The 16,602-nt window shown below is 61.9% G+C and carries 17 protein-coding genes and 1 tRNA gene; 2 read left to right on the plus strand and 16 right to left on the minus strand.

The window, feature by feature from the left end; genetic code table 11:
- Positions 1-2: 2 nt before the first annotated feature.
- From hisC to J8I87_RS03975, 8 genes are all read right to left on the minus strand, one after another.
- Entirely contained in the window at positions 3-1,082 is a 1,080-nt protein-coding gene (gene hisC / locus J8I87_RS03940) for a histidinol-phosphate transaminase (RefSeq protein WP_209930137.1), read from the minus strand.
- Positions 1,083-1,170: 88 nt separating this feature from the next.
- The gene (gene pth, locus J8I87_RS03945; protein ID WP_209930138.1) at positions 1,171-1,773 is read right to left on the minus strand and encodes an aminoacyl-tRNA hydrolase; all 603 of its coding nucleotides are present in this window, start codon (positions 1,771-1,773) and stop codon (positions 1,171-1,173) included.
- 120 nt (positions 1,774-1,893) lie between these two features.
- Complete coding sequence (locus tag J8I87_RS03950; protein WP_209930139.1) at positions 1,894-2,505, minus strand: 50S ribosomal protein L25/general stress protein Ctc; 612 nt, start codon at positions 2,503-2,505, stop codon at positions 1,894-1,896.
- Positions 2,506-2,662: 157 nt separating this feature from the next.
- The gene (locus J8I87_RS03955; protein ID WP_209930205.1) at positions 2,663-3,619 is read right to left on the minus strand and encodes a ribose-phosphate pyrophosphokinase; all 957 of its coding nucleotides are present in this window, start codon (positions 3,617-3,619) and stop codon (positions 2,663-2,665) included.
- A gap of 47 nt (positions 3,620-3,666) precedes the next feature.
- A tRNA-Gln gene (locus J8I87_RS03960) sits at positions 3,667-3,743 on the minus strand.
- Between the two features lie 52 nt (positions 3,744-3,795).
- Positions 3,796-4,677, minus strand: coding sequence for a 4-(cytidine 5'-diphospho)-2-C-methyl-D-erythritol kinase (gene ispE / locus J8I87_RS03965; protein ID WP_209930140.1), 882 nt, complete (start codon positions 4,675-4,677; stop codon positions 3,796-3,798).
- Between the two features lie 29 nt (positions 4,678-4,706).
- The gene (gene lolB, locus J8I87_RS03970; protein WP_209930141.1) at positions 4,707-5,351 is read right to left on the minus strand and encodes a lipoprotein insertase outer membrane protein LolB; all 645 of its coding nucleotides are present in this window, start codon (positions 5,349-5,351) and stop codon (positions 4,707-4,709) included.
- A complete protein-coding gene (locus J8I87_RS03975) occupies positions 5,351-7,192 on the minus strand; it encodes a tetratricopeptide repeat protein (RefSeq protein WP_209930142.1) in 1,842 nt (613 codons plus the stop codon). The genes lolB and J8I87_RS03975 overlap by 1 nt, the downstream gene beginning before the upstream one ends.
- Positions 7,193-7,279: 87 nt before the next feature.
- On the opposite strand from J8I87_RS03975, the gene mutM reads away from it, so the two are divergent.
- Both mutM and mutY read left to right on the plus strand, forming a co-directional pair.
- Positions 7,280-8,110, plus strand: a complete 831-nt coding sequence (gene mutM, locus J8I87_RS03980; RefSeq protein ID WP_209930143.1) for a bifunctional DNA-formamidopyrimidine glycosylase/DNA-(apurinic or apyrimidinic site) lyase — start codon at positions 7,280-7,282, stop codon at positions 8,108-8,110.
- Between the two features lie 7 nt (positions 8,111-8,117).
- Positions 8,118-9,221 (plus strand): A/G-specific adenine glycosylase, encoded by a 1,104-nt coding sequence (gene mutY, locus J8I87_RS03985; protein ID WP_209930144.1) that lies wholly within the window; start codon positions 8,118-8,120, stop codon positions 9,219-9,221.
- Positions 9,222-9,229: 8 nt separating this feature from the next.
- On the opposite strand, the gene J8I87_RS03990 is transcribed toward mutY, so the two are convergent.
- From J8I87_RS03990 to lptA, 8 genes are all read right to left on the minus strand, one after another.
- Positions 9,230-9,865 (minus strand): LON peptidase substrate-binding domain-containing protein, encoded by a 636-nt coding sequence (locus J8I87_RS03990; protein ID WP_209930145.1) that lies wholly within the window; start codon positions 9,863-9,865, stop codon positions 9,230-9,232.
- Between the two features lie 67 nt (positions 9,866-9,932).
- Positions 9,933-10,826 (minus strand): RNase adapter RapZ, encoded by an 894-nt coding sequence (rapZ, locus tag J8I87_RS03995; protein WP_209930146.1) that lies wholly within the window; start codon positions 10,824-10,826, stop codon positions 9,933-9,935.
- Between the two features lie 75 nt (positions 10,827-10,901).
- Positions 10,902-11,870: an HPr(Ser) kinase/phosphatase gene (hprK, locus tag J8I87_RS04000; protein WP_007579699.1), complete on the minus strand. Its 969-nt coding sequence runs from the start codon at positions 11,868-11,870 to the stop codon at positions 10,902-10,904.
- A 204-nt stretch (positions 11,871-12,074) separates the two neighbouring features.
- On the minus strand, positions 12,075-12,590 hold the full coding sequence (locus J8I87_RS04005) for a PTS sugar transporter subunit IIA (RefSeq protein ID WP_209930147.1): 516 nt from the start codon (positions 12,588-12,590) through the stop codon (positions 12,075-12,077).
- A 279-nt stretch (positions 12,591-12,869) separates the two neighbouring features.
- Complete coding sequence (gene hpf, locus J8I87_RS04010) at positions 12,870-13,229, minus strand: ribosome hibernation-promoting factor, HPF/YfiA family (RefSeq protein WP_209930148.1); 360 nt, start codon at positions 13,227-13,229, stop codon at positions 12,870-12,872.
- A gap of 175 nt (positions 13,230-13,404) precedes the next feature.
- Entirely contained in the window at positions 13,405-14,922 is a 1,518-nt protein-coding gene (locus tag J8I87_RS04015; RefSeq protein WP_209930149.1) for an RNA polymerase factor sigma-54, read from the minus strand.
- Between the two features lie 209 nt (positions 14,923-15,131).
- Complete coding sequence (gene lptB, locus J8I87_RS04020; protein ID WP_209930150.1) at positions 15,132-15,914, minus strand: LPS export ABC transporter ATP-binding protein; 783 nt, start codon at positions 15,912-15,914, stop codon at positions 15,132-15,134.
- Positions 15,911-16,588, minus strand: a complete 678-nt coding sequence (lptA, locus tag J8I87_RS04025; RefSeq protein ID WP_209930151.1) for a lipopolysaccharide transport periplasmic protein LptA — start codon at positions 16,586-16,588, stop codon at positions 15,911-15,913. Before lptA ends, lptB begins: the two co-directional genes overlap by 4 nt.
- Between the last annotated feature and the right edge of the window lie 14 nt (positions 16,589-16,602).

Raw genomic sequence — 16,602 nt, forward strand, 5'->3', positions numbered from 1 at the left:
TTTCAGCCGACGTAGCCGCCGAGAATCTCCTTCAACGCATCCAGCAGCGTATCGCACTCGGCGTCGGTGCCGATCGAGATACGCAGATGCTGGTCGATGCGTGGTGCGTTGAAGTGGCGCACGAAAATTTCCTTGTCCCTGAGTTGCGCGGCGAGCGCAGCGGCGTCATATCCATCGCGGCGCGCGAAGACGAAATTCGCCGATGACGGCACGACTTCGAATCCGAGCGCCGTCATTTGCGCCGTCAGCCGTTCGCGGCTTGCGATTACCCTTTCCGTGCAATCGCGGAACCATGCGTCGTCCTTGTACGCGGCCGTCGCGGCCACTTGCGCGAGCCGGTCGAGCGGATACGAGTTGAAGCTGTCTTTCACGCGGGTCAGCGCGTCGATCAACGCAGGATCGCCGAACGCGAAGCCCACGCGCATCCCGGCAAGCGAGCGCGATTTGGAAGTCGTCTGCACGACAAGCAGATTTGGATACTTGCCGATCAGCGAAACAGCGGACTGCGCACCAAAATCCACGTAGGCCTCATCGATCACGACCACAGAATCAGGATTTGCTGCGACGAGTCGCTCGATATCCGAAAGCGGCAACGCGTGACCGGTCGGGGCATTCGGATTCGGAAAGATAATGCCGCCGTTCGGCTGCATGTAGTCATCGATGCGGATCTCGAAAGCATTGTCGAGCGGGATCGTGCGATACGTGACGTCGTAGAGACGCGCGTACGTCGGATAGAAGCTGTACGTGATGTCCGGAAAGAGGATCGGCTTGTCATGCTTCAAAAGCGCCTGAAACACGATCGCGAGCACTTCATCGGAGCCGTTGCCCGCAAATACCTGATTCGCGTTCAATCGATGATGCGCGGCAACCGTTTCGCGCAGTACGCGCGCCGTCGGATCAGGGTAGCGCCGCAACGACTCGGCGCTTTCGCCGAGCTCGCGGCGAATCGCGTCCAGCACGGCGGGCGATGGCGGATACGGATTTTCGTTGGTGTTCAGCTTCACGGGATGCGCAAGCGCAGGCTGCTCGCCCGGCACGTATGGCGTCAATCGGTGAACGATGTTGCTCCAGTAGCGGCTCAAGCTATTCTCCTGTCGACGGGAGTCGGCGCTTTAGCGACCCGTTCCCGTCTCATGCAAGTTGATTGCGATCGTTGCCTCTGCATTCAGGTCACGAATTTCGGTGCAACTGCATCATCGCGCGTTCGAGTTCGCCCTTGACGATGGTCGGCATCACCGCGAGCGAGCGCTCGATCGACGCATCGATCGCATCCTGCTCTTCCTTGCGCGGCGGTTTCAGCACGAAGTTCGCGACATCGGGCTTCGCGCCCGCGCGCGCGCTTTCGGGGATCAGATCGCGCGGATGCCCAATGCCGATGCGCAAACGCCAATACTGCTGCGTCGACAGATGCGCGGAAATATCCTTGAGGCCATTGTGCCCGCCGCTGCCGCCGCCCAGCTTGAGTTTGACGGTGCCGGGCGGCAGATCCAGCTCGTCGTGCGCGACGAGAATCTGGTCCGGCAGGATCTTGAAGAAGTGCGCGAGCGCGACGACCGATTGGCCGGAGCGGTTCATATACGTCTGCGGCTCGAGCAGATGGACTTCCTCTCCGTACAGACGCGCTTTCGCATAGAAGCCATGAAAGCGCCGTTCGTCGCGCAACGCCGCGCCGGCTTCGCGCGCGAGTTGGTCGAGGAGCCAGAAGCCTGCGTTGTGACGGGTCGCGGTGTATTCGGCGCCGGGATTGCCGAGTCCGACGATCAGCTTGATCATGTTCGAGTGAGCCGCGCGGCGCGCCCCGCAGCCTTAAAAAACCGAAAAAAAACCCGCCGGGGCGAACCGCGGCGGGTTACGTCGACCGTTCCATTGAAACGGATCGAGAGGATAGCGGCTTTATTCAGCAGCCGGCGTTTCGCCTTCAGCCGACGCTTCTTCCGACACTGCGCCAGCCGGAATCGGTGCCGAAACGATCACCGGGTTTTCCGACGCGAGGTGCGCAACCAGCGCGACGCCAGCGGGCAGAACGATGTCCGTTGCGTGCAGCGATTGACCCGCTTCGATCTTCGCCAGATCGACTTCGATGAATTCCGGCAGAGCGGCCGGCAGGCATTCGATTTCGAGTTCGTTGATGACGTGCGAGATGATCGCGCCGCCCAGCTTCACAGCCGGGTTGGTTTCCTGGTTCATGAAGTGCAGCGGCACCTTCGTGTGCAGCTTCTTCTTTGCGTCGACGCGCTGGAAATCCACGTGCAGCACGAGTTGACGGAACGGGTGATATTGCACGTCGCGCAGCAGAACCTGTTGCGCCTTGCCTGCCACTTCCAGGTCGAGGATCGACGAATGGAAGGCTTCTTTCTTCAGGGCGTGCCACAGCGCGTTGTGATCGAGTTCGATCAGTTGCGGTTCGCCAGCGCCGTACACGATGCCCGGGGTCTTGCCCGAGTTACGCAGGCGGCGGCTCGCACCCGTACCTTGCAGATTACGCTCGAAAGCGACGACTTTCATTTGATTCTCCATTAGCTGCCCGCGACCAGGCAGTAAAACGGGGCCTTGTTCACCCTTGATGGGCGATAGCCCCCAGACAAGACGGCGTGAACCTTCGTCCGTTCACACCGGTAAAGCAAAAGCGCCGCATTCATCATGCGGCGCCTTCGCGAATGCTTCAGCCTTCCGCGAACAGCGACATCACCGAGTCGCCGCGACGGATACGCGAGAATGTTTCGGCCAGCAGACCTGCGCTCGTCAGCGAGCGGATCTTCGAGCACTGGCGGGCTTCTTCGCTGAGCGGAATCGTATCGGTAACGACGAGTTCGTCGAGCGCCGATGCGGCGATACGCGGGCCAGCGCCACCCGACAGAACCGGGTGCGTCGCATACGCGAACACCTTCGTTGCGCCGCGTTCCTTCAGCACTTGCGCTGCCTTGCAAAGCGTGCCTGCCGTATCGACCATGTCGTCCATGATCACGCAGGTGCGGCCTTCGACTTCACCGATGATGTTCATCACTTCGGCGACGTTCGCCTTCGGACGACGCTTGTCGATGATGGCAAGATCGCAGTTCAGCTGCTTCGCCAGCGCACGGGCGCGGACCACACCGCCGACGTCCGGCGACACGACCAACAGGTTCTCGTGATTCTGCTTGCGAAGATCGCCGAGCAGCACGGGCGTTGCGTAGATGTTGTCGACTGGGATATCGAAGAAGCCCTGGATCTGGTCAGCGTGCAGATCCATCGTGATGATCCGCTCGACACCAGCAATTTCCAGCATGTTGGCGACGACCTTCGCCGAGATCGCAACGCGCGCCGAGCGCGGGCGGCGGTCTTGGCGGGCATAGCCGAAGTAAGGGATGGCAGCGGTGATCCGGCCTGCGGATGCGCGCTTGAGCGCATCGACCATGATCATCAGTTCCATCAGATTGTCGTTGGTGGGCGCGCAGGTGGACTGGAGGACGAAAACGTCCTTGCCACGCACGTTTTCCTGAATCTCGACCTGGATCTCACCGTCCGAGAAACGGGAGACCATCGCTTTGCCGAGGGGAATACCGAGGATTTTGACGACTTCCTGTGCAAGCGCCGGATTTGCGTTGCCAGTAAAAACCATCAGGCCGTCATGGCTGCTCATCATGCACCTGCTTCAGGCTGTGGGAGGCGAGGAACTGCGAGAATTTTTGGCAGGGGAGGAAGGACTCGAACCCTCGAATGCCGGAATCAAAATCCGGTGCCTTAACCAACTTGGCGACTCCCCTACACTAACTTTGAGCTTCACTGAACGTTGTAGGCCATTCAGTGCCGCGAAACTTATGCCGCGAAAGCGAAGAGTGGATGCGTATCCAGACTTGCTGCTATTGCACCGTTCCATTCGACTGGCAGTTTGGCTTTCGCCGCTACTGCTTCGTCTCTGCTACGGAACGCTGCAAAAACACTTGCGCCTGATCCCGTCATCCGCGCCGGCGCGATGTTGTCAAACCATCCAAGCACCTGCGCAACTTCCGCGTATTTCCCTGCGACAACCTGCTGCATGTCATTCCGGCCGAAGCTGTCTGGCCATTCTGCGCTGCAACTATGCTGTGCAAGAAAGTCTGCTATTGTGAGGGCTTTCGTATCTCTTGTCAACGTTTTTTCTGAAAAAATCGCTGAGGTTGGAACGTGAACCCTCGGTGTCACCACCAGAAAGTGGCGCGGCGGCAATTGTACCTGCTCCAGTTCTTCTCCGATACCCTCTGCAAACGCATTTTTTCCGAACACGAAGAACGGCACATCGGCGCCCAGTTTCACCGCGAGCGCTTGCAGTTCCGTGCGAGAAAGACCGAGCTTCCACAGACGGTTCAACGCGAGCAGCGTCGTTGCCGCATCGGAGCTTCCGCCGCCAAGGCCCGCGCCCATCGGAAGACGCTTGTCGATTTCGATGTTCACGCCCTCGCGCGTGCCCGTGTGTTCCTTGAGCAGCTTCGCCGCGCGCACGGTCAGGTCGGTGTCTGCGGGGACGTCGGCGATGTCGGTGCCGCGCGTGATCGCGCCGTCGTCGCGGCGCGTGAAGTGCAGCGTGTCGCCCCAGTCGAGCAACTGGAACACCGTCTGCAGCGCGTGATATCCGTTCGGCAGACGGCCGGTGATATGCAGGAAGAGGTTCAGCTTCGCTGGAGCGAGGCAGTCGCGCAGCGAGTCGTTCGTTTCAATCATGAGTCTTTGCAAGGAGCGCGAGTGCGCAATTACTGGTCGAGCACGAGCTTGATGTCGAGGGGCGGTTCGGCGCGTTCGAGATTGACGCGCTTCACACCGGTTGCAGGCGCATCGGCATAGGCGACGTAGTCGATTGTCCAGCCGTCCTGTTGAATCTGCTTCAGATGTGATTCCTGCTGCGGGTCCTTCTCCGTCCGTGCCTTTGAAGTCGGCGCGACGGATGGCTGCAACCAATAGCGCAGACCTTCGACAGGCAGCGTGAAGCCGAGTGCGTTTTGCATCAGCGTGGTCACGTTATCGGCCGTGAGCGGTTGGCGGTTCGGCAGTTCGAGCGTCGCGGCAGACGGCGACGACGTGACGATGGCCATTGTCTGTCCGAGCGGATTGCGCAATTGCACGGTGACGGTGTCGCCGCGTTCCTGCCAGTCGAAATTGCCGTACGCGTTGCGTTGCTGGCCATTCTGATCGACATACTGAACGGCGAAGCGGCCGTGATACGCACGGCTAGTCTGCGTGCTGAGCGCCGTTGCTGCCGTCGAGATGGCCGGGCCTTGCGGCTTGACGGAAGCACAGCCCGACAACGCGACGAGGGCTGCGGCTGCGAGAGCCAGCGCCGCGCGGTGCGGCGCCGGGGACGAGAACACGGGACGAAAAGCGAAGCGTAACAAGGGCATCAAAGATCGTTCACCTGAAAACGTTTGAGCGTTTTGACGAGCGTATCGTTGTCGGGTTCGAGCTTGCGCGCATCGCGCCATGCGGCGCGTGCCTGATCCTGATCGCCACTCTTCCACAGCACTTCGCCCAGGTGAGCGCCGATTTCGGCGTTCGGCTGCAGATCATAGGCTTTGCGCAGCACCTTGATCGCATCCGTCGTTTCGCCGAGCCGGTACTTGACCCAGCCGACGCTATCCATGATGAACGCGTCGTTCGGCGCCAGCGACAGCGCCTTTTCGACCAGCTTGTCCGCTTCCTGCAGACGCTGGTTGCGGTCCGCGAGCGAATAGCCGAGCGCGTTGTACGCCTGCGCGTTATCTGGTTGCGTGCGCATCAGTTTGCGCAACTGCGATTCCATGACGTCGTAATGGCCGTTCTTTTCTGCGGCCATCGCGTAGTCGTAAGTGAGATCAGGATCATCCGGGAAATCGGAGGTGGCTTGCGCAAGACGCGCCTCGGCTTCCTGATAGCGCTTTGCGTCGAACAGGATCGCGGCATCGGTGCGCGCGATCAGCGCCTGATCGCGCGGGTCCGCAGGGTGTATGCCCGCGAGCAGCCTGCGCGCATCGTCCACTTTGCCTTGCCTTTGCAGCAATTGCGCGCGCGTGACCTGTGCGGGGAGATACTGGTTGCTCGTCGGCTGGATCTTGTCGAGCCAGCGGCTCGCCCCTGCGTTGTCCTTCTGCTCGAGCGACAGTTGCGCGAGGTAGATGTATGCCTGACCCGGATCCGCACCCGGCGTCTTTTCGGCCTTTTGCGCGTACTGCTGCAGATAGTTTTGCGCTTCGGACAGATTCTTCTGCTGGATCTTGATGAGCGCAAGCGCCATCAGCGGCGTCAGATCGTTCGGGTTGTCCTTCTGCATGTACTCGAACTGTTTTTGCGCGTCGTCGAGGCGATCGCTTGCCAGATACATTTGCGCAAGCGCAAGCCGCGCTTCGTGCGACTTCGGATTCGCCTGAACGTATTTTTCCAGCGATGCAATGCCTTCCTGGCGCTCTTCCGGTCCCATCTGCGACAGCATCAGCGCTGCGGGCAGATAGTCGGGCTTGAGCTTGAGCGCCTGTTCGAGCGACTTGCGCGCGCCGGGCGCATCGTCGGCGAGAAGCTGCTGACGGGCGATCGCGAACTGCGCTTCGGGCCGGTTCATGTCGTTCGCGAGCAGATCCTGCAGCACGTGCAGGCCGCCCACGCGATTCGGACCGCGCGAGATCAGCAGTTGCAGCGCAAGAATGCCGTTGCCTCGGTTTTCCGGCGCGATCTTCGCGAGCTCTGCCGCGAGCATCGGCTTCGCGTCGTCGGGTTTGCCGGACAACACGAGCAGCGATGCGTCGAGTTGCGCGGCGCGCTCCGACTGGGGCGCGTACTGCTGCCACAGTTGTGCGGCCGTCAGCGCGTCTGACGGGCTTTGTGCGGCGAGCGCGATTTCCGTCGCGCGCTGCGCCATGCGCGGGTCGTGCGTGTCGCGCGCAAGCGAAAGGTAGGTTTGATACGCGGGCGCGGGCTGATTGCGCTGCAGCGCGACTTCCGCCGCGAGCACCTGGAATACGATCTGGCTCGTCAGCGCAACATTGGGCAGATTGTTCTTTTCTTCGGCGGATTCGGGGCCGAAGGCGTCCTGCACGGAGACGGAATTGTCATCCGAATCGGGCGACGGATCCTGCGCATGCACGGGCATTGCGGCGAGCGTCCAGACAGCCAGAGCGGCCACACCCAGCAGCCGGCGTGCGGAAACAGCGTGCGGCACGCTGTTCGCACCGGTCCGGCGCTTCAAAAACTGCTTAACGATGGACAGGTTCATACAGATCCGTTCAATGTTTCGGACGATTGTAACGCGCTCGCTACAATAAGCGCATAACCACCGACGCAAGTTGCAGACCAGTCAGATATGCCAGAGTTGCCAGAAGTTGAGGTCACCCGACGCGGAATCGAACCGTATGTAGCGGGGCGACGCGTCGAGCGCGTCGAAGTCCGCACATCCGCGTTGCGTTGGCCGATTCCCGCCGATTTTTCGCGGCTCTTGCATGGCCGGCTGGTCCATAAAGTGGAGCGACGCGGCAAGTATCTGCTGTTCGAGATCGACGAGGGCTGGTTCATCGTGCATCTCGGCATGACGGGAACACTCAGGGTGCTGCGCAATGTGCCGCATCCACCTGCGGCCGCGAAGCACGATCATGTCGACTGGGTGTTCGACGACTTCATTTTGCGCTTTCGCGATCCGCGCCGCTTTGGCGCCGTGTTATGGCACCCGCGCTCGGCAGGCGACATACTCGATCATCCTCTGCTGGCGGATCTCGGCGTCGAACCATTTGCACCGTCTTTTTCCGGCGCCTTGATACATCGTAAAACGCGCGGGCGGAAGGTGTCAGTGAAGCAGGCGCTGCTCTCGGGGGACATCGTTGTCGGAGTGGGGAACATTTACGCTTCAGAAAGTCTCTTCCGCGCCGGCATCCGCCCGACTACACCCGCCGGCCGCGTCTCGCTGGTCCGTTACGGTCTGCTTGCAGACGCCGTGCGCGTGACGCTTGCCGCCGCGATCGAAAAAGGCGGCAGCACATTGCGCGATTTCGTCGGCAGCAACGGCGAGAGCGGCTATTTCCAGCTCGACTATTTCGTCTATGATCGCGCGGGACTGCCATGCCGTGTGTGCGGCACGCCGATCAAACAGATCGTGCAGGGGCAACGCTCCACTTACTACTGTCCCACCTGTCAGCGCTGAATCCTTCATGTCCGCTTCCGCTTCTTCGATCGCCTCCCCCGTGATACCGACGCTAAACGATTTCTCCGCGCGCCTGATCGCATGGCAGCGCGAACACGGGCGTCACGACCTGCCGTGGCAGAACACTCGCGATCCATATCGGATCTGGCTGTCCGAAATCATGTTGCAGCAGACGCAGGTATCGACGGTGACTCCGTATTACGCGCGTTTTCTCGCGCGTTTCCCGGACGTCGCCGCGCTTGCCGCTGCGCCTGCCGACGACGTGATGACGCTATGGGCCGGCCTTGGGTACTACACGCGCGCGCGCAATCTGCATCGCTGCGCGCAGGTCGTGGTCGAACAGCACGGCGGGCGGTTTCCCGAACGGGTGGAGGCGCTCGCGGAGCTGCCGGGCATTGGACGATCGACGGCAGCGGCGATCGCATCGTTCGCATTCGGCGCGCGCGCGACGATTCTCGACGGCAATGTGAAGCGCGTGCTCGCGCGTGTGTTCGGCGTCGAAGGGTTTCCGGGGGAAAAGAAAGTCGAGAACGGCATGTGGCTGCTCGCGGAATCGCTGCTGCCCGTGAACGCAAGCGACGACGACGTGAGCGCGTACACGCAAGGCCTGATGGATCTCGGCGCGACACTGTGCGTGCGCGGCAAGCCGGACTGTGGCCGCTGTCCGTTCGCTTCCGATTGCGTGGCGAACGTGACGGGCCGTCAGCGCGAACTGCCCGCGGCGCGTCCGAAGAAGATCGTGCCGACGCGCCGGACATGGATGCTGCTATTGCGCGACGGCGATACCGTGATGCTCGAAAAGCGGCCGCCATCGGGCGTCTGGGGTGGGCTGTGGAGTCTGCCGGAAGCGGCCGATGAGGCTTCGCTCGCGCAACTCGCGCGTGACTTCGGTGCCAGTGCCAGCGTGTCGCGGCTCGCGCCGCTCACGCATGTGTTCACGCATTTCCGGCTCGATATCGAGCCGCGCATTGCAGCGTTCGATCGCGCTTCGAAGTCCGCCAACGTGCGCGATGCCGACACCGTCTGGATGTCGCTGAACGAACTCGACGCGTATGGCGTGCCCGCGCCCGTGCGCAAGCTGCTCGAGGGGCTGCAAGGTTCGCTGATCTGAACGAAGCGCTACAGCAGCTGATGCTGCTGCATGTAGTGATGCACGACGTCGATGCGCGCACCGGCGTCTCGCAACTCCATCAGTTTTTGCCGCGCCTTCAACGGAATCGGCAGCACTTCGGATAGACGGTTCGACACCCACGACGGATCGTCGAGCCTAAAAGGTTCGATGAACGGAAGGCTCTCGGGATCGCGCTCGCGGATGGTCGCGATGATGCGCTCCAGCACCTCCGCGCACGCGCCGAACTTCTCCATATGCTCGGTGCCTTCGAGCGGCACGTCGCCGCCGATCAGCTCCGCCATGCCGACCAGCAATCCACCCGATTCGACGCGATGCGACAACAGACGGAACCGCTCGGTGCCGCGCGCGCGAATCAGCAGCATGCCGAATTCATCGACATCGCAGACGTCGATTTTCGCAAGGCAGCCGACGGCTTCCGGCACGGCAGGTTCGTCGGGTTGTGCGACTTCCGCGCCGCTTTTCAGCAGGCACACGCCGAACGACGTCTCGTCGCGCAGACAGTCGCGCGCCATGTCGAGATAGCGGGCCTCGAAGATTTTCAGCGGCAGCAATCCATCGGGAAAGAGGACGGTGTGCAAGGGAAACAGCGGCACATCGGCAAGCACGGACGGTGTAGAGGACATGGCGCAACGCTTCGGTTAGGGCCGCCGCCGCATTGAGCGGCGGCCGGTCAAGCCGCCATCGGGAACCTCAGGCGACCAGTTTCGATGAGTCGTCGACGTCGATCGGCGCATCGCGATGCCGCACTATCACGTTCCCTTCGCTCGCGAAACGCGCGGCAAGCGTTTCGGCGATGAATACCGAGCGGTGTTGTCCGCCCGTACAACCGATTGCAACGGTCAGATAACTGCGATTGTCATCGCGGAAATGCGGCAGCCATTTCTGCAAGAACGACTCGATGTCGCCGATCATCTGCTGGACCACGGGCAATGCTTCGAGGAAATCGATGACGGGCTTGTCGAGTCCTGTCAGCGGGCGAAGTTCCCGGTCGTAATAGGGATTGGGCAGCGTGCGCACATCGAACACGAAGTCGGCATCGAGCGGCACGCCGCGCTTGAAGCCGAACGACTCGAACATCAACGCGAGGCCCGTGTGCTCCTGCTCGATGAAACGCTTGACCCACGCGCGCAGAACGTTTGCCCGCAAGTTGCTGGTATCGATCTGGTGGCCGAATTCGGCGAGGCCCGCGACGAGTTCGCGCTCGCGCTCGATTGCTTCGGCCAGCGACGTCAGCACGCCGACATCGGCATCGTGCGCGGGCGAGCCCGACAGCGGATGGCGGCGGCGTGTTTCGGAAAAGCGTTGGATCAGGGCTTGCGTGCTGGCGTTCAGGAACAGCACGCGCACATCATGTTGACCGGAGAGATCGCCGATCATTTCCGGCATGTCTTCGAGCGAGGCGCCCGAGCGCGCATCGATCGCCACTGCGAGCCGGTCCTGGCCGTCGCCCGCGAGATAGGCGGCGAGTTCGGGCAGAAAGCGCGGTGGCAGATTGTCGACGCAGTAGTAGCCCGCGTCCTCTAACGCGTTCAACGCGACAGACTTGCCGGAGCCGGAGATGCCGGTGATCAGGATAATGCGCATGGAGTCGTGGAATCCGTTGGGGTCATCATAGCATCCGGGGCTATCGGCTGTGCCACCGGCTTCGCGCGCATCGCGTCAGATCAGCTTGCCGGGAAACTGGCTGTCGGGGTCCTGCATCGCCAGACGCTGGCGGTCCATGAAGTCGCGCAATGTATCGATGCCGCGCAGTTGCAGGATCGTATTGCGCACGGCTGCCTCGACCAGCACCGCGAGGTTTCGGCCGGCCGCCACCTGGATCGTGACCTTGCTGATGGGCAGCCCGAGCACGTCGACGGTCTGGCTTTCGAGCGGCAGCCGCTGGAATTCGCCGTCCGGACGGCGCACCAGCTGCACGATCAGCTTCAGCTTCATCTTTCGGCGCACGGCCGTTTCACCGAAGATCGTCTTGATGTCGAGCAGGCCGAGGCCGCGCACTTCGAGCAGATTCTGCAGCAGGGGCGGGCAGCGTCCTTCGACGAAATCCGGGCCGAGGCGCACGAAATCGACGGCGTCGTCGGCCACGAGGCCGTGGCCGCGGCTGATCAGTTCGAGGCCCAGCTCGCTTTTGCCGAGGCCCGAATCACCCGTCAGCAGCACGCCCATGCCGAGGATGTCGAGGAATACGCCGTGCAGCGTCGCGCGCGGCGCGAGGATGCGCGACATATAGAGACGCAGGCTGTCGATGACGGCGGCGGGCGACATCGGCGTCGTGAAGAGCGGCGTCGACGAGCGCGTGCAGCGCAGGACCAGTTCCGGCGGCGCGGCGACGCCGCCCGCAACCACGAGGAAAGGCGGTTCGAGCGCGATCAGTTCGGCCATGTGGCGCGAACGGTCTTCGTCGGATTGACGCTGGTAGTAGTTGGTTTCGGCTTCGCCCAGCACCTGGATCCGGTTCGGGTGGATCAGGTTGAGGTGACCGACGAGATCGGCGCTGGACGTTGCAGTCGCAACCGTTTCAGCCGAGAAGCCACGCTCCCAGCCCTCGTGCCCCGTCAGCCAGCTGAGTTTCAGCGCGGCCGCGTTGTCGTCGAAAATGCTTTGGGCGTTGATGCTGGACGTATCCATGAGTCCCTGACTCCTGCCTTCGTATGTGCCGCTATGTGACGCCGTAGTGCTGCTCGCCGGGCATCGGCTGTTGCCCGTTCTGCCACGCTTTGCACGGGATGTGTTCGACTCGCCGCGACGCCCGTTCGCCCGGACGCCGCGGCAAGCCTCGGACGCGACGCCGTGGTGTCCGTCATTGCACGAGCGCCGCACCTCGCCGATACGTCAAGGTTGCCACTGAGTCAGCAGACGATGCAACGTCTCCTGGTCTTCTTCCGTATGCAACCGGTCGCGCGCTTCGCGATCCGACAACAGTTGGGCGATCTCCGACAGGATTTCGAGATGCTGTTGCGTCGCCTGTTCGGGAACGAGCAGGAAGATGAGCAGCGAGACGGGCTGGCCATCGGGCGATTCGAACGGGATCGGATCGGACAGGCGGACGAACGCGGCAAGCGGCTGCTTGAGGCCCTTGATGCGGCCGTGCGGGATCGCGACGCCCTCGCCGAGCCCCGTCGAACCGAGACGCTCGCGCGCGAACAGATTGTCAGTCACTGTGCTGCGGGCGATGCCGTTCTGGTTTTCGAAGATCAGGCCCGCTTGCTCGAATACGCGCTTCTTGCTGGTGACCGATAGACCGACGACGACGTTTTCGAGGGGAAGATATTTGGCTAAACGATTCATGTTGGCAGGCGCAAAGGTCGCCTGGATTCTCCTCGCTGTGGCGATTGAAAAGCGTTCCATGCCTCGCAGTTACTCGCGGCGATACGCGTGAGCGCTGCTTTTGAGGCCCGCAACGCTCCCTTTGTGCGGGACTCGGGCTGGACAAAAACCCGAAGGTAACCGATTTATTATAGAACAGGGTTGCACCGCATGGTGCGCCGCGCCATGAGTCGATACGCGGACGGCCGCGCACGCGTAAACCCGGCGTGAACGTTGCATGCCATAGGATAGCGGAGACGCCAACAAAAAACCGCCCGGCGTCGGGCGGTTTTGCGGGGTAACGACATGCCTCTGCTTTGCTTATTGCGGAGGCACTTCAGGTTGTGCCGCTAGCGGCTGGTATTTGATCGCTTCGTGCTGATGGCCCTGCAGACGATCCTTGTGACGAATGACCTGGCGGTCCAGCTTGTCGATCATCAGGTCGATCGCGGCGTAGAGGTCGCCATCACAGCTTTCGACGAAAATGTCCTTGCCCTTCAGATGCAGGTTGATTTCAACCTTTTGTCTCTTTTCCTTTTCCTTGTGGTTGTCGACCGAGAGGACCACACTGCCATCTATCACCTGATCGAAATGTCTTAGCACCCTGTCTAGTTTGGTGATCACGTATTCTCGCAACGCTGGCGTTACTTCGAGATGGTGTCCACTGATCTTCAGATTCATAGTGCTTCTCCAAGCTAGTGGCCGCCTGGTCCGCATGAATCGCTAGAGCGCCGGTCGATTCTCGCGATCTGCTCGCGCCGTCCCCCGTTGACAGGCTACTGGCAGGTCGTATCGGCCGGCCTGCTCCGCCAAACAGCGGCGCGGCCGGGAAATGCCCGCCACAGGAGGTAGCGGGCTAAAGAGACTTGCGCAGATTGACTGCCGGGATTTTCAGTGCTTCGCGATATTTCGCAACTGTGCGGCGCGCGACGACGAAACCCTGTTCTGCCAGCAGTTCGGCAATGCGGCTGTCTGAAAGAGGAGATTTGGTGTCTTCTGCTCCTATCAGTTGCTTGATGAGTGCGCGAATGGCCGTGGAAGAGGCCGCGCCCCCTGTGTCTGTGGACACGTGCGATCCGAAGAAGTACTTAAATTCAAGCGTCCCGAACGGGGTGAGCATGTACTTGCCGGTTGTCACACGGGAGACCGTCGACTCGTGTAATCCCAGCGTATCAGCTATTTCCCGCAAAACCAAGGGGCGCATGGCAATTTCGCCGTGGGCGAAAAAGTTCTTTTGACGCTCGACAATGGCCTGCGCGACACGCAGGATCGTTTCGAAACGCTGCTGGATATTCTTGATCAACCAACGCGCTTCCTGCAGTTGCTGGCGCAGCGAACCGCTGCCCGGATCGCCGCGATTGTTGCGCAGGATGTTCGCGTACAGATGGTTGATACGCAGCTTCGGGACGACCTCGGGATTCAGTTCCGCCTGCCAACCCTGTGCCGTTTTGCGCACCATGATGTCGGGCACCACGTAGTCCGCTTCGGCCTTGCCGTACGCCGCACCGGGAAACGGCTCGAGCGAGCGGATCAGCGCGTGTGCTTCGCGCAGATCGTCGTCGCTGGCCTTCAGATACTTGCGCAGGCGCGTGAAATCGCGCGCGGCGAGCAATTCGAGGTGATGCGCGACGATGTCGAGCGCAAGCGTGCGTGTGGGCGAAGGATCGAGCCGGCACAGTTGCAGGCGCAGGCATTCCGATGCCGAGCGCGCACCGACGCCCGCCGGATCGAAACTGTGCAGCAACGCCAGCGCCGCGTTCAGTTCGTCGGTATCGACCTCGAGTTCTTCGGGCAGATCGGTGAGTATTTCGTCGAACGTGGCCGTCAGGTAGCCGTCGTCGTCGAGCGACTCGATCAGGAACGTGACGAGTGCGCGGTCCCGCGGGCTCGCCTGTGTCACGCGAAGCTGGGCGCTCAGGTGGTCGCGCAGCGTCGTCGTCGATTCGTGGATTTGCAGCGGCGGCAGATCGTCGTCGTCTGATGCATTGCCCGAACGGCCGTAATCGTCGAGATTCCACTGGTTCGAATCGGCATTCGCGTCCGCGCCCAGGCCGTTGTATTCGTCGACGCCCTGCGGCTCGCTGCCCTCGCTGCTTTCCCCGGACGACGAGGACGAAGACGACGGCGGCGCGCTCGACATTTCCTCCGGCACCGTGCCCTGCGGCGTCTGCGCGATCACGGAGCCGTCGGCGGCGACGCGCAACGGACTCGCGATCCAGTCGTCCTCCGCTTCGAGCAGCGGATTCTGGGCGATCGCCATCGAGACTTCCTGCTGCAGTTCGAGCGTAGACAGCTGCAGCAGCCGGATGGACTGCTGCAGTTGGGGTGTCAGCGCAAGATGCTGCGACAGGCGGAGTTGGAGGCTGGCTTTCATGGCAGGTTGTGAATCATTGTAGAGAGTTTGCCACGACCGCGATACCTTGCGACACCCGCAATAACGCGTGTGCAAAAGTTTTTGATGCGCACAGGCGGGAACACGCCAGCCGGGCCCGTCAAAATTACTGAAGCTACTCTTGAAATGGCCGCAGAGTTGGCCAAAGAGGGGCGGGCTGCACGCGGCGCTGTTCCGGCCGCATGCGTTCTTCACATGCGGAAGTGTTCGCCCAGATAGACGCGGCGCACGCTCTCGTTTTCGATGATGTCGCCGGGCGCGCCCGCCGCGAGCACGCTGCCGTCGCTGATGATGTATGCGTGATCGCAGATGCCGAGCGTCTCCCGGACGTTGTGATCCGTGATGAGCACGCCGATGTTGCGCTGCTTCAGGAACTTCACGATCTTCTGGATTTCGAGCACGGCGATCGGGTCCACGCCCGCGAACGGTTCGTCGAGCAGGATGAAGCTCGGGTTGGTCGCGAGCGCGCGTGCGATTTCCACGCGGCGGCGCTCGCCCCCCGACAGCGACAGCGCCGGATTTTCACGCAGATGCGCAATCTGTAGTTCGTCGAGCAGCGCTTCCGTGCGCGACGCGATCGCGTCTTTCGACAGACGCTTGCCGTCGTCGCCGACTTGCAGTTCAAGCACGGCGCGGATGTTTTCCTCGACGGAAAGCTTGCGGAACACGGACGCTTCCTGCGGCAGATACGACAGGCCGAGCGACGCGCGCTTGTGGATGGGCAGAAGGCTGATCGACTTGCCGTCGAGGTCGATCTCGCCGGCATCGAGTGGCACGAGGCCGACGATCATGTAGAACGACGTGGTCTTGCCGGCGCCGTTCGGGCCGAGCAGGCCGACCACTTCGCCGCTTTTCACGTCGAGCGACACGTCTTTGACGACCGTGCGCGAGCCATAGCGCTTCTTCAGATTGCGGACGACGAGCGAACTGCTGGTGCCGGCGGGCTTTCGGTTGGGAAGGGCAGGGGCGCTCACGGCTTCGTCGTTCCTTGTCCCTGGAATTGCGTGGAAGGCTGCAGCGTCGCGGACGGCCCGCCAAGCGGCTGGGCGCCGCCGTTGCGCGGCGACAGCATCGCGCGTACGCGGCCCGACGGATTACCAGGGCCCGCGACGTCCTTGCCGGCCTTCGCCGTGTAGAAGTCGTTCTGGCCGTCGTACGTGATGACGCTGCCATGCACTTCGTCCATCACCGTCGTCAGGCCTTGCAGGCGGCGCACGGTCGCGCGCGTCGTCAGCGTGGTGAGATCTTGCTTGCCGTCATAGTCGATGCGCTCGGCATCGCCGTCGATGTATTCGTCGACGCCGTCGCGCTTCTGGCGGAAATACGCCAGATTTTTGCCCGTCGACGTGCCCGTCGCATACTGATAGCCCTGCGGGTCTTGCGTGACTTCGACGCGATCCGCCTTGATCAGGATCGTGCCTTTGGTCGCGACCACGTGGCCCGTGAAGATATTGACCTGCTTGAGGTCGTCGTACGTCATGTTGTCCGCTTCGATATTGAGCGGCTTGTCCTTGTCGGCACGTTCGGCGTGCGCCAGCGGCGCAAAACCGGCGAGCGGCAATGCGATCAACAGTGCCGCAAGCCCGGCGCGGCGCACGCTAGACGCGCGCGTGCGGCCGGAGTCAAAACGGGGGAACGATTCGTTCATGCAGTCACGCTTGA

Source organism: Paraburkholderia sp. LEh10, from assembly GCF_017814945.1.
Taxonomy (GTDB): Bacteria; Pseudomonadota; Gammaproteobacteria; order Burkholderiales; family Burkholderiaceae; genus Paraburkholderia.